Genomic DNA, 12848 nt, shown 5'->3' on the forward strand with positions numbered 1-12848 from the left:
ATGACAGCACGCCATTTGCTGGCGTGAAGCCGCCGGCGCGGTGCCGGTGTCATCACGGAGGAAAGATTCCAATGAGTGCATCCCAAAATCTTGAAGCAGCAGCCGAAGACATTGCAAGCGACGTGCGCGGCGTGCTGGCAAGCAAGGACCTGGATTCGGTTCCCCACATCAAGGCGCTGCGCCAGCGCATCGACACCAAGCTGGCCATCGCACGCGAACTCGCCGCAGAGAAGAGCAAGCTCGCCGCCAAGAAGGCCCGCGAAGCGGCCAACTCCGCCAACGCCTACGCCCACGACGAACCGTGGCAGATCGCCGGTGCCGCACTGGCCGTCGGCGTGCTGGTGGGTCTGTTGCTTGGCCGCCGCTGACCTGAACTCGCACCGAAGCCTTCGGCCGGGGATGACCGGAGCCAGCCCATGAGGCTGCTGTCCCTGTTCGGGCTGAACGCCCGGATTCGTCGGTTGCGCATCGCCGCGGCCGAGGGCGCCCTGGCTGCCGAAGACCGGGTGCAACTGCTGCGCATGGCCTGGGAGGACGAGAAGCAGCGCCTCAAGCTGATGCTTCTCCTCGTGGTTGCCGTGCTGGGGCTGACCACGGTCACGGTGGCCTTGCTGTCCGTGGCGGTGGTCGTTCATTTTTGGGAAACCCCATACCGCATCACGGCCGCCTGGTCGGTCGCGGGTGTGTGGGTGGTGCTGTGGCTGGCAGCGGCTGTCGGCCTGCTGCTGACGCTGCGCAACGCGTCCAACAGCTTCGTGCCGGCGCGGCATGAGTTCGAACGCGACTGGGCTTGGGTCCAGGACCAGTTCGGCCTTGGCAAGGACCCGGATCAGGACGAAGAGTCGCCGCGTCCCGCACGGCCTGCGACGCGCGAAGAACTGCTCGCGCGCATGGAGCGCCAGCGCCAGCGCATCGCGACCTTGCAGGGTGGGCGAGAAACCCAGCCGGCCGCCGCGGAGGGTGCAGGCGGTGCGAGCGAGCGCGAAGTGCCGCCGTCGAATGAATCAGCCGGTGCCGCAGCATTGCGCATCGCTCGCGCACACCCAGTGGCCGCGGGTGTTGTCGCCGCGGCCGCTGTCGTGGTGATCCGGCCGAAGCGGCTGTTGCGCTGGGCCGCGTTCATTGCGCCCGTGCTGTGGCGCATGCGCTGAGCGAAAAGAAAAAGCCGAAAGCTCAGGCCTTGCTGCGATCGCGCAGCAGCGCTTGGGCGGCTTCGCGGACCAGCCCCGGGCCGCGATAGATCAGTCCGGTGTAGATCTGCACCACGTCCGCACCCGCGGCGATTTTGGCCCTGGCGTCGGCCGCACTCAGGATGCCGCCCACCCCGATGATCGGAAAGCCCGCGCCCAGCGCCGCGCGAAGCTGCGAAATCACGCGGTTGCTCGATTCACGCACTGGCGCACCCGAAAGGCCGCCCGCTTCCTCGGCATGCGGCAGGCCCTTCACCGCATCGCGCGCCAGCGTGGTGTTGGTGGCAATCACGCCGTCCATGCCGTGGCGCTTCAGCGTGGCGGCAATCACGGCCACCTGGGCTTCGTCCAGATCGGGCGCGATCTTCACGAACAGCGGCGCGCGTTTGTCGTGCCGCGCGGCCAGCACCTCGCGCCGTTCGGCCACCGCGCCGAGCAGCGCATCGAGCGCTTCGTCGCTCTGCAGTGAGCGCAGGTTGGCGGTGTTCGGGCTCGAGATATTGATCGCCACGTAGTCGGCGTGCGGGTACACGCCGTCGAGGCAGGCGAGGTAGTCGTCCACCGCGCGCTCGATCGGCGTGGCGGCGTTCTTGCCGATGTTGAGGCCCAGCAGCATCGGCGCCTTGTTGCCGCCGCCCTTGCGAAAGCGCGCCTTCTGCACATTGGCCAGGAAAGCGTCGAGCCCGTCGTTGTTGAAGCCCAGGCGGTTGATGAGGGCGTCGCGCTGCGGCAGCCGGAACATGCGTGGCTTGGGGTTGCCTGGCTGGCCCTTCGGGGTGACGGTGCCGACTTCGACAAAGCCGAAACCCATGGCGGCAAAGGCATCGATGCAGCGGGCGTTCTTGTCGAGCCCGGCCGCCAGGCCCACGCGGTTCGGAAATGTCAGCCCGGCGAGCTCGATGGGGTCGTTCACGCGCGGTGCCGAGTAGGCGCAGGCCAGCGGCGTGTTCTGCGTGCGCGCCAGCCCGTCCAGCGTGATTTCATGGGCATGCTCGGGGTCGAAGCCGAACAGGAAAGGGCGGGCGAGGCCGTAAAGCGAGGAGGGCATCAGCAGGGGCATCGGATAATTCTGGACTTCTATGAGCCAAGGATTCTCCGCGATGACCGCACCCGCCCCCGCAACCCCTTCAAACCCGCTTTCTCAGGACGAACTCAAGGCCCAGGTCGGCCGCGCCGCGCTGGCCTATGTGGTCAAGGGCGAGATCGTTGGCGTCGGCACCGGCTCCACGGTGAACAAGTTCATCGACGCGCTGGCCACCATCAAGGACGAGATCAAGGGCGCCGTTTCCAGCTCGGTGGCCTCGACCGAGCGCCTGCGTGCGCTGGGCATTCCGGTGTTCGACAGCAACGAGGTGGAAGAACTGGCCGTCTATATCGATGGAGCCGACGAAATCGATCACCGCGGTTTCATGGTGAAGGGCGGCGGGGCGGCGCTCACGCGCGAGAAGGTCGTGGCTGCCCAGTCGCGCAAGTTCATCTGCATTGCCGATGCGTCCAAGCTGGTCGAGACACTGGGCGCCTTTCCGTTGCCGGTCGAAGTGATCCCGATGGCTGTGCGCCGCGTGATGCGGCAGTTCGCCGCCATGGGCGGCATCGCCCAGGTGCGCGAGAAGGACGGGCTGCCGCTGGTCACCGACAACGGGCAGCACATCGTCGACGTGACGGGTTTGCGGATCACCGCGCCGCTGGCCTTCGAGTCCGAAGTGAGCCAGTGGCCCGGCGTGGTGACGGTCGGCGTCTTCGCGCACCAGAAGGCCGATGTCTGCCTGCTGGGCACCTCGGCGGGCGTGAAGACCCTGGAATTCGCCTGAACCGACGCCCGGGCGGGGCCGTCAGCGGCCAGGCTCAGAACTTGATGCCGGCCGGGTTGCTCGGGCCAGGTTCGCTGGATGCGGGCGGCAGCGCGGGTTGTGCTGAAGGTGCGGCGGCGGCACGCGGCGCCGGTGTCGCCTGTTGGGCGACCAGCGGGCGTGCCAGTCCGTTGCGGTAGCCCGCAGGCAGGCTGTTGCTCTTCGGGTAGCCGGCTGCGTCGAGGTACTGCGACCACTCGGCGTCGCCATAGCCCTTGAGTTGCTGCGATCCGATCGTGAGCAGCGGCAGCGAGCTCTGGCTGCTCAGACGCTGCAGCGCCTCGATATCCTCGTTGCTCTTGACGGTGCGTTCATCGAAGGGAATGCCGCGCGTGACGAGCATCGAGCGCGCCGCGCCGCAGGGAGCGCATTCGTCGCTCGTGTACAGGACGACCGGATAGCGCTGCGCCACCTGGCGAAGCTCGTAGGGCAGGCCCGCGCCGGCCGGTGTGCCCACGGCGCCTTGCGGTCCCGAGGCGGGCTCGGTGCTCGCGGTCGGGGCACGGTCCGAAAAAGTGACCTTGCCGTTCTTGTCGACCTGGCGGTAGACCGACTGCGCCGTGGCGCCGGCGGCAACGAGCAGGAGGCAGACGCCTACCGTCCGCGCGCCCAGGCGATGCAGTGAGAATTTGTAAGGGATCGTGTGCATCGCCCGAGTATCGCAAGCTTCAGCGCCGCATCAAGCGGGCTGGGCCTGTGCCATGCCCTGGTGTCGCAGCAGCGCATCAAGCTGCGGCTCACGGCCGCGGAAGGCCTTGAACGAGTCCATCGCGCTGCGGCTGCCGCCGGCCTCCAGGATGGCCTGGCGGTACTTGCGGCCGGTCTCGATGTTCGGTTCGCCATCGGCGCCCACGGTTTCCTCGAAGGCCGCGTAGGCGTCGGCGCTCAGCACCTCGGCCCATTTGTAGCTGTAGTAGCCGGCCGCGTAGCCGCCCGAGAAGATGTGGCTGAACGTGTTCGGCGTGCGGCTGAAGGGGGGCGAAGGCATCACGGCCACTTCGCTGCGCACCGCGCCCAGCAGCGCCATCACGTCGCCTGTCTTGGCCGCCGAGGCGTGGTACTCGGTGTGCAGCAGCATGTCGAACAGCGAGAACTCGATCTGGCGCAGCGTCTGCAGCCCGCTCTGGAAATTCTTGGCCGCCGTCATCTTGTCGAACAGCGCGCGCGGCAGCGGCTCGCCGGAGTCGACATGGGCGGTCATGTGCTTGAGCACATCCCATTCCCAGCAGAAGTTTTCCATGAACTGGCTCGGCAGCTCGACCGCGTCCCACTCGACGCCGCTGATGCCCGAGACGTCGCGCTCGTTCACCTGGGTGAGCATGTGGTGCAGGCCGTGGCCGAACTCGTGGAAGAGGGTGGTCACGTCGTCGTGCGTGAGCAGCGGCGGCTTGCCGTCGACACCGCTGGCGAAGTTGCACACCAGTTGCGCGACGGGCGTCTGCAGCACGCCAGTGTCGGGGCGCAGCCAGCGGGCGCGAACGTCGTCCATCCAGGCACCGCCGCGCTTGGCGGCGCGGGCCGAGGGGTCGAGGTAGAACTGGCCCACTTTCTGCCCGGCGCGTTCGATGCGATAGAACTCGACGCTCGGGTGCCAGGTCGGCGCGCTGTCGCGGCGGATCGACACTTCGAACAGCGTCTCGACGATCTTGAACAGGCCCGCCATCACCTTCGGCGCGGGGAAGTACTGCTTGACCTCCTGTTCGCTGAAAGCGTATCGCGCTTCCTTGAGCTTCTCGCCGATGTAGCTCCAGTCCCAGGGCTGCGGGTCGGTGATGCTCAGTTGCTCCGACGCGAAGACGCGCAGGTCGGCCAGGTCGCGTTCGCCGTAGGGCTTGGCCTTGACGGCCAGGTCGCGCAGGAACTTCACGACCTGCTCGGGCGATTCGGCCATCTTCGGCACGACAGACAGCTCGCCGAAATTGTTGTAGCCCAGCAGCTTCGCTTCTTCTTCGCGCAGCGCGAGGATCTCGGTGATCAGCGCCGTGTTGTCGAAGGCGGCGTCGCCGAATTCGCTGGCACGCGTGACGTACGCACGGTAGAGCTTTTCGCGCAGCGCGCTGCTCTTGGCGAACTGCATCACGGGCAGGTAGCACGGCATCTTGAGCGTGAGCTTGTAGCCATCCTTGCCATCGGCTTCGGCGGCCGAGCGCGCGGCGCTCACCACGTCTTCGGGCACGCCTTCGAGTTCACCGAACGCCGCGTAGTACGCAAAGGCATCGGTCGCGTCGAGGGCGTTTTCGCTGAACTTCTGGCTCAGCTCGGCCTGGCGCTCCTGGATGTCGGCAAAGCGCTTCTTGGCCTCGCCCTGCAGTTCGGCGCCGCCCAGCACGAAGTTGCGCACCGCGTTTCGATGCGCCTGGCGCTGCTCGGCGTTGAGCGTGGAAACGTCGATGGCCTTGTACTTGGCGTACAGCCGCTCGTCCGAACCCAGGCGCGTCCAGAAGGCGGTGACGCGCGGCATGGCCTCGTTGTAGGCGGCGCGAAGCTCGGGCGTGTCGGCCACGGCGTTCAGGTGGCCCACGGCGCCCCAGGCGCGGCTGAAGCGTTCGGAGGCCACGTCGAGCAGCTTCGAGATGGCATTCCAGTCGGCCGGGAATTCGGGCGCCGTCACGGCCTGCAGCGCGGTTTCGGCATCGGCCAGCAGAACGTCGACGGCGGGAGCGACATGCTCGGGCCGGATGCGGTCGAACAGCGGGAGATCGTTGAAGTCGAGGAGGGGGTTGTTCGTCATGGCCATGAAAGTTACTTGGCGGCGCGTTCGGCCGCTTCAAGGGTGTTGGCGAGCAGCATGGCGCGCGTCATGGGGCCGACGCCGCCCGGCACGGGCGTGATCCAGCCGGCCACTTCCTTCACGCCGTCGAAATCGACGTCGCCGGCCAGCTTGCCGTCTTCCTTGCGGTTCATGCCCACGTCGATGACCACCGCGCCGGGCTTGACCATGTCGGCGGTCAGCAGGTTGAGCTTGCCCACCGCGGCGACGATCACGTCGGCCTGGCGCGTGATGGCGCCCAGGTCTTGCGTGGCGCTGTGGCAGATGGTCACGGTGGCGCTCTTGGCGAGCAGCATCATGGCCATCGGCTTGCCGACGATGTTGCTGCGGCCGATGACCACGGCGTGCTTGCCGCGCAGGTCGTAGCCGATGGATTCGAGCATCTTCATGCAGCCGTGCGGCGTGCAGGGCCAGAAACCGGGGGCGCCGGTCATCAGCGCGCCGGCGCTGGCGACGTGGAAGCCGTCGACGTCCTTGGCGGGCGAAATCGTCTCGATGACCTTCTGGCTGTCCATGTGCTTGGGCAAGGGCAACTGGACCAGGATGCCGTGCACCTTCGGGTCGTCGTTGAGCGTGCGGATGCGCGCCAGCAGGTCGGCTTCGCTCAGGTCGGCGGGGTAGGTTTCGAGCGTGGCCTGCAGGCCGGTCTGGGCGCTGTCGTTGACCTTGTGCTTCGTGTAGACCTGGCTGGCCGGGTCTTCGCCCACGAGGATGATGGACAGAGCCGGGTTCACGCCTCGGGCCTTGAGCGCGGCGGTGCGGCCGGCGACTTCGGCGCGAATGGTTTTGGCGAGGGCGTTGCCGTCGATCAGTTGGGCAGTCATCGGTTCTGATTTTCCAAGTAAAAACGCCCGCTTGCGCAGGCGTGGTGGACATTCATTGCTATCGAAGAGATAGCCGCTAGGCCTTGGCCGCTGGTGCCGCCTGTCCGAGGGCGATCTTGAGCAGATCGGCCACGGTGTTGGCGTTGAGCTTTTCCATGATGTTGGCGCGGTGCGCCTCGACCGTCTTGATGCTGATGCCCAAGTCGTCGGCGATCTGCTTGTTCAGCCGGCCGGCGACGATGCGTTCGAGCACCTGGGCCTCGCGTCCGGTGAGCTTGGACAGCAGCGCGTCGCGGCTGGCCGACTGCTGGTGCTGCGTGAAGGCGCCGCGCGCATGTTCGAGCATGCGCTCGACCAGCGTGACGAGTTCCTCGTCGTTGAAGGGCTTCTGGATGAAATCCATTGCGCCCTTCTTCATGCTGTCGACCGCCATCGGCACGTCGCCGTGCCCGGTGATGACCACGATGGGCAACGGGGAGCGCCGCTCGATCAGTCGATCCTGCAGTTCGAGGCCGGTCATGCCGGCCATGCGGATGTCGACGATCAGACAGGCGACTTCGCGCGGGTCGTATCGGGAGAGAAAGGATTCGGCGGAATCGAAACAGCGGACTCTGTAGTCCTTGCCTTCGAGCAGCCATTGCAGCGAATCGCGTACGGCTTCGTCGTCGTCGACAACATAGACCGTGCCCTTCTTCGGAATCAAACTCATGCAGGTACCTTTGTCTCGTCGCTAGCTACGGAACTGATAGCGTCCAACACCGGAATCCAGAAGGAAAAACGGCATCCGATCACATCCGGACCATTGTAGATGTTCTCCGCCTGCATCCGGCCGCGGTGCGACTCGACGATGGTGCGGCAGAGGTTCAGCCCGATGCCCATGCCTTCGGGTTTGGTGGAGAAGAAGGCCTCGTAAAGCCGGTCCATCACTTCCGGCGCCAGGCCCTTGCCGGTGTCCTGCACCGAGAACTCGATGGCGTTGTGGCCCTCGATGACCTTGGGCAGCACCCGCAGCTCGACGCTGCGGCGCGCCAGCGGCCGATCGGCAATGTCGATGGATTCGGCCGCGTTCTTCAGCAGGTTGACCATCACCTGTTCGATGAGGATCGGGTCGACCCGCACCACCGGCAGGCGCGCGGCCACGTAGTGGTTCAGGCGCACGTTGCGCCGCCGCAGCTCGATGCCGGCGAGTTCGACCGCCTCGCTCACCATGGTGGCCACGTCGGCCGGCGTGCGGTTGGGCTCGCTGCGCTTCACGAACGAGCGGATGCGCTGGATGATCTGCCCCGCGCGCTGCGCCTGCTTCGACGTCTTCTCGAGCGCGGCCAGCAGCGCCTCGGTGTCGATCGTCTGCCCCTTGATGCGCGACATCATCCCGTTGCAGTAGTTGGTGATGGCGGTCAGCGGCTGGTTGAGCTCGTGCGCCACGCTGGACGCCATTTCGCCCATCGTGATGAGGCGGCTCGCCGACTGGGCCTTGTCGGCCTGCGCGGCCGCCTGTTCCTCGGCGTCGCGGCGCGGCGTGATGTCGGTGGCGATGACGAGCTGTGCCAGCCGGCCGTCGACCCAGGTCAGGTAGCGCGAGCGCACTTCGAGCCACTTGCCCAGGTGCGGCACGAAGATCTCGTTGTTCGCGGCCTGCGCGGCGGTGAGCGTGTCGATGGGAAGGCCCGCGTAGGGGTCGACGTCGTCCAGGCCCTCGTCGTGCGCGTTCGAGGCCGGCACGCCCGCCTGCGCGACCATGCCGAGGTGGCCCACGGTGTCCGAGCCGAACCACAGGCGGTACAGCTTGTTGGCGAACAACAGTTCCTCGCTGCCGATGGGCGCCACCGACACGGCCGCGTCCAGCGCCTCGAGCACGGTGGTGAAGCGTTCGTACGAGGCCGACAGTTGCTCGCGGATGCGCGTGGGCTCGGTGATGTCGGTCATCGACGTCATCCAGCCGGTCTGGTGGCCGCGCGCGTCGATCAGCGGCGACACATAGAGCCGCGCGTTGAACACGCTGCCGTTCTTGCGCTTCACGCGCACCTGGAAGCCGCCGGGCAGGGCGCGGCCGTGCAGTTCTTCTTCCAGCCGCTCGTTCATCACTTCGCGGTCGGATTCGAGCCAGTAGGGGAAGGGCGGCGACTGGCCGACCAGTTCTTCCTCGCTCCAGCCCGTCATGGCGCAGAAAGCGGCGTTCACATAGGTGATGCGGCCTTGCAGGTCGAGCACGCGCATGCCGGTGAGCATGGAGTTTTCCATCGCGCGGCGGAAGTTGGTCTCTGCCACCAGCCGTTGCTGGGCCTGCAGGCGGCGGCGCGTGTGGCGCCAGGTGCCGATCAGCATCCAGCTCGTGAGCACGCTGAGCGCGCACACCAGCCAGAACAGGCCGTTGCCCACCACGCCCTGCGAGGTGCGGTAGGCCTGGGCGCGCAGCACGAGTGCATTGCCCACTGGCGACACCGGCACTTCGTACTCGTTGGTGCGCTCGGTCCAGGGCAGCAGGCGGGTGCCGCTGTTCTTCAGGTTGGCGGTGTTGCCGGCGATCACATGGCCCTTGGCGTCGAGCAGCGACACCGCGTAGCGCGCCTGCACTTCGGACGGCATGCCGTAGCGCAGCAGGCCGTCGACCGAGAACTCGCCGAGCACCACGCCCGCGAACAGGCCTTGGTCGAAAAGGGGAATGTGCAGTTGCAGCATGGCCGCCGGCTCGCCGCCGGCCACGGGCTGCGAATACACCGGCTGGCGCAGCTCGCGCGCCAGCGCGTAGTTGCTCTCGATGTCGCCGGGGCGCAGCACGTCGCCGATCAGGTGCTGCTGCGCCGGGTGAACGCTGGGCGCTGCATAGCCCGCCTTGAAGCGGCGTCGGTCGTCGATCCAGGTGATGGTCTGCAGTTCGGGGAACTGGCTGACCAGCGACTCGGCCCGGCTGGTGAACTCGATGGGGTCGATCTCGCGGTTGGAGGCATCGCGCGCGATGCGCATCAGTTGCTCCTGGCGTTCCAGCAGGCGCAGGCGCATGCGCTGCTGCGCATATTCGACGTCGCGGCGCACCGACTCCTGCTCGCGCTCGACCTCCTCGGTGCGCAGGTACCAGAAGGCCGAGACGATGGCGGCCAGAAAAAGAAGCACGGCCGCCATCGGCGCCAGCATGGCGACGGCGTCCTGCAGCACCGGCGTCTGCCGGCGCCACCACTTGCGCCACCAGGACAGGGGCGACGCGTTCACGGCACTGCGGGCAACCGCCAGCGGAGAGGAAAAAGGCATGGGCCGAGTTTAGGTGAAGCCCCCTCGGAAACGATGGGGAAAGCGGCGGTGCCATGGGCTCCCGTATGGTTGCCTTCTGGCGGCTGTAAATCGTCGAAATATCACATTAAGAAATCAATACGCACTATTTGAAATCTCGATGTTTCTATGAGAAACTCCGCCGCGCTGCTCGCATAGCGCACTAAATTACCGCCACAGCCCTAAAAGGAGAGACAAGCATGTCGGCAAATCCAGAGAACCTGTTCGGCTCGGCCGCGAACGACGCGGACGCCCAGGAGACCCGTGAATGGATGGATGCACTGTCCTCCGTCATCCAGAGCGAAGGCCCCGAGCGGGCCCACTTCCTTCTCGAGCAGCTGCTCGAACATGCCCGGCAGAACAGCGTCGACCTGCCGTTCTCCGCGAACACCGGCTACGTGAACACCATCGAGCCCGGCCTGGAAGCCCGCAGCCCCGGCAACCTCGAGATCGAACAGCGCCTGCGCGCCTACATGCGCTGGAACGCCATGGCGATGGTGGTCAAGGCCAACCGCCACCACCCAGCCGAAGGCGGCGACCTGGGCGGCCACATCGGCTCCTTTGCATCGCTGGCGAGCATGTTCGGCGCCGGCTTCAACCATTTCTGGCATGCCGAGAGCGAGAACCACGGCGGCGACCTGCTGTACATCCAGGGCCACGTGTCGCCCGGCATCTACGCCCGCGCCTATCTCGAGGGCCGTCTTTCCGAAGAGCAACTGCTCAACTTCCGCCAGGAAGTGGACGGCAAGGGCCTGTCGAGCTACCCGCATCCCAAGCTGATGCCGGAGTTCTGGCAGTTCCCCACGGTGTCGATGGGCCTGGGCCCGCTCATGGCCATCTACCAGGCGCGCTTTCTCAAGTACCTGCACGCGCGCGGCATCGCCAACACCGAGAACCGCAAGGTCTGGGTGTTCTGCGGCGACGGTGAAATGGACGAAGTCGAATCGCTGGGCGCCATCGGCCTGGCGGCGCGCGAGAACCTCGACAACCTGGTCTTCGTCATCAACTGCAACCTGCAGCGCCTGGACGGCCCGGTGCGCGGCAACGGCAAGATCATCCAGGAACTCGAAGGCGAATTCCGCGGCGCCAACTGGAACGTCATCAAGCTGATCTGGGGCAAGGGCTGGGACGCGCTGCTCGCAAAGGACCATGACGGCGCGCTGCGCAAGATCATGATGGAGTGCAACGACGGCGACTACCAGTCGTTCAAGGCCAACGACGGTGCCTACGTGCGCAAGAACTTCTTCGGCCGCGATCCGCGCACGCTGAAGATGGTCGAGCACATGACCGACGACGAGGTGTGGAGCCTGCAGCGCGGCGGCCACGATTCGCAGAAGGTGTATGCCGCCTTCCACGCCGCCCACAACCACAAGGGCCAGCCCACGGTGCTGCTCGTGAAGACCGTCAAGGGCTTCGGTATGGGCAAGATCGGCGAGGGCAAGAACAACGTCCACCAGACCAAGAAGCTCAGCGACGAGGACATCATGGCCTTTCGCGACCGCTTCAACATCCCGATTCCGGACAGCAAGATCGCCGAGCTGCCGTTCTACAAGCCGGCCGACGACACGCCGGAAATGAAGTACCTGCACGAGCGCCGCAAGGCCCTCGGCGGCTACCTGCCGCACCGCCGCACCAAGGCCGACGAGGCGTTCACGGTGCCGTCGCTGGACATCTTCAAGTCGGTGATGGAGCCCACGGCCGAGGGCCGCGAAATCTCGACCACGCAGGCCTACGTGCGCTTCCTGACGCAACTGCTGCGCGACAAGGCCCTGGGCCCGCGCGTGGTGCCTATCCTGGTGGATGAAGCCCGCACCTTCGGCATGGAAGGGTTGTTCCGCCAGATCGGCATCTACAACCCGCACGGCCAGCAGTACACCCCGGTCGACAAGGACCAGGTCATGTACTACAAGGAAGACAAGGCCGGCCAGATCCTGCAGGAAGGCATCAACGAAGCCGGCGGCATGTCGAGCTGGATCGCGGCGGCCACCTCGTACAGCACAAACAACCGCATCATGGTGCCGTTCTACGTGTACTACTCGATGTTCGGCTTCCAGCGCATCGGCGACCTCGCCTGGGCGGCCGGCGACATGCAGGCCCGCGGTTTCCTGCTGGGCGGCACCTCGGGGCGCACCACGCTCAACGGCGAAGGCCTGCAGCACGAAGACGGTCACAGCCACATCCTGGCCAACACCATCCCGAACTGCGTGAGCTACGACCCGACCTTCGCGCACGAAGTGGGCGTCATCCTGCACCATGGCCTGAAGCGCATGGTCGAGAAGCAGGACAACGTCTACTACTACATCACGCTGCTCAACGAGAACTACCCGATGCCCGGCCTGCAGCCCGGCACCGAAGAGCAGATCATCAAGGGCATGTACCTGGCCAAGCAGGGCCCCGCACTGAAGGCCAAGGCGCCGACCGTGCAACTGCTGGGCAGCGGCACCATCCTGCGCGAAAGCTTCGCTGCGCAGGAGCTGCTCGAGAAGGAGTGGGGCGTGTCGGCTTCGGTGTGGAGCTGCCCGAGCTTCAACGAGCTCACGCGCGACGGCCAGGACGCCGACCGCTGGAACCTGCTGCACCCCGACCAGACGCCGCGCGTGCCTTTCGTGGCAGAACAACTCGCAGCTTCGAGCGGCCCGGTGGTGGCATCGACCGACTACATGAAGGCCTACGCCGAGCAGATCCGTCCGTTCATCCCGAAGGGCCGTACCTACAAGGTGCTGGGCACCGACGGCTTCGGCCGCAGCGACTTCCGCAACAAGCTGCGCGAGCACTTCGAGATCAACCGCCACTACATCGTGGTGGCCGCGCTCAAGGCGCTGAGCGAAGACGGCACCGTGCCGGTGGCCAAGGTGGTGGAAGCGATCAAGAAGTACGGCATCAATGTCGACAAGGTCAACCCGCTCTACGCTTGAACATCAACAACCAACGAACGAACGGCGCCTTACGG

10 protein-coding genes are annotated in these 12848 nt (G+C 66.1%); 4 read left to right on the top strand and 6 right to left on the bottom strand.

Annotated features, from left to right (window positions below):
• The first annotated feature begins 71 nt into the window (after positions 1-71).
• A complete protein-coding gene (locus AC0IYU_RS07240; RefSeq protein WP_007828200.1) occupies positions 72-368 on the top strand; it encodes a glycine zipper domain-containing protein in 297 nt (98 codons plus the stop codon).
• 48 nt (positions 369-416) lie between these two features.
• The gene (locus tag AC0IYU_RS07245; protein WP_472114644.1) at positions 417-1151 is read left to right on the top strand and encodes a phage holin family protein; all 735 of its coding nucleotides are present in this window, start codon (positions 417-419) and stop codon (positions 1149-1151) included.
• A gap of 22 nt (positions 1152-1173) precedes the next feature.
• On the opposite strand, the gene AC0IYU_RS07250 is transcribed toward AC0IYU_RS07245, so the two are convergent.
• Positions 1174-2250, bottom strand: coding sequence for a quinone-dependent dihydroorotate dehydrogenase (locus tag AC0IYU_RS07250; protein ID WP_472114646.1), 1077 nt, complete (start codon positions 2248-2250; stop codon positions 1174-1176).
• 40 nt (positions 2251-2290) lie between these two features.
• Between AC0IYU_RS07250 and rpiA the strand changes: the two genes are divergently transcribed.
• Positions 2291-3001, top strand: a complete 711-nt coding sequence (gene rpiA, locus AC0IYU_RS07255; protein WP_435484047.1) for a ribose-5-phosphate isomerase RpiA — start codon at positions 2291-2293, stop codon at positions 2999-3001.
• Between the two features lie 34 nt (positions 3002-3035).
• On the opposite strand, the gene AC0IYU_RS07260 is transcribed toward rpiA, so the two are convergent.
• From AC0IYU_RS07260 to AC0IYU_RS07280, 5 genes are all read right to left on the bottom strand, one after another.
• Positions 3036-3689, bottom strand: a complete 654-nt coding sequence (locus AC0IYU_RS07260; RefSeq protein WP_472114650.1) for a glutaredoxin family protein — start codon at positions 3687-3689, stop codon at positions 3036-3038.
• A 30-nt stretch (positions 3690-3719) separates the two neighbouring features.
• Entirely contained in the window at positions 3720-5777 is a 2058-nt protein-coding gene (locus tag AC0IYU_RS07265) for a M3 family metallopeptidase (protein ID WP_472114653.1), read from the bottom strand.
• Positions 5778-5782: 5 nt separating this feature from the next.
• Positions 5783-6634, bottom strand: coding sequence for a bifunctional methylenetetrahydrofolate dehydrogenase/methenyltetrahydrofolate cyclohydrolase FolD (gene folD, locus AC0IYU_RS07270; protein WP_435438583.1), 852 nt, complete (start codon positions 6632-6634; stop codon positions 5783-5785).
• A gap of 76 nt (positions 6635-6710) precedes the next feature.
• Positions 6711-7343 (bottom strand): response regulator transcription factor, encoded by a 633-nt coding sequence (locus tag AC0IYU_RS07275; protein ID WP_012747279.1) that lies wholly within the window; start codon positions 7341-7343, stop codon positions 6711-6713.
• On the bottom strand, positions 7340-9880 hold the full coding sequence (locus AC0IYU_RS07280; RefSeq protein WP_435438584.1) for a PAS domain-containing sensor histidine kinase: 2541 nt from the start codon (positions 9878-9880) through the stop codon (positions 7340-7342). The genes AC0IYU_RS07275 and AC0IYU_RS07280 overlap by 4 nt, the downstream gene beginning before the upstream one ends.
• A gap of 218 nt (positions 9881-10098) precedes the next feature.
• Here AC0IYU_RS07280 and aceE point away from each other — a divergent pair, with 218 nt between their 5' ends.
• Positions 10099-12813, top strand: coding sequence for a pyruvate dehydrogenase (acetyl-transferring), homodimeric type (gene aceE / locus AC0IYU_RS07285; protein WP_472114656.1), 2715 nt, complete (start codon positions 10099-10101; stop codon positions 12811-12813).
• Positions 12814-12848 lie beyond the last annotated feature (35 nt).

The organism is Variovorax sp. AC103, from assembly GCF_979254005.1.

Coding starts and splice junctions, on each gene's coding strand:
- AC0IYU_RS07240 (WP_007828200.1), top strand. CDS start 72: ATGAGTGCATCCCAAAATCTTGAAGCAGCAGCCGAAGACATTGCAAGC.
- AC0IYU_RS07245 (WP_472114644.1), top strand. CDS start 417: ATGAGGCTGCTGTCCCTGTTCGGGCTGAACGCCCGGATTCGTCGGTTG.
- AC0IYU_RS07250 (WP_472114646.1), bottom strand. CDS start 2,250: ATGCCCCTGCTGATGCCCTCCTCGCTTTACGGCCTCGCCCGCCCTTTC.
- rpiA (WP_435484047.1), top strand. CDS start 2,291: ATGACCGCACCCGCCCCCGCAACCCCTTCAAACCCGCTTTCTCAGGAC.
- AC0IYU_RS07260 (WP_472114650.1), bottom strand. CDS start 3,689: ATGCACACGATCCCTTACAAATTCTCACTGCATCGCCTGGGCGCGCGG.
- AC0IYU_RS07265 (WP_472114653.1), bottom strand. CDS start 5,777: ATGGCCATGACGAACAACCCCCTCCTCGACTTCAACGATCTCCCGCTG.
- folD (WP_435438583.1), bottom strand. CDS start 6,634: ATGACTGCCCAACTGATCGACGGCAACGCCCTCGCCAAAACCATTCGC.
- AC0IYU_RS07275 (WP_012747279.1), bottom strand. CDS start 7,343: ATGAGTTTGATTCCGAAGAAGGGCACGGTCTATGTTGTCGACGACGAC.
- AC0IYU_RS07280 (WP_435438584.1), bottom strand. CDS start 9,880: ATGCCTTTTTCCTCTCCGCTGGCGGTTGCCCGCAGTGCCGTGAACGCG.
- aceE (WP_472114656.1), top strand. CDS start 10,099: ATGTCGGCAAATCCAGAGAACCTGTTCGGCTCGGCCGCGAACGACGCG.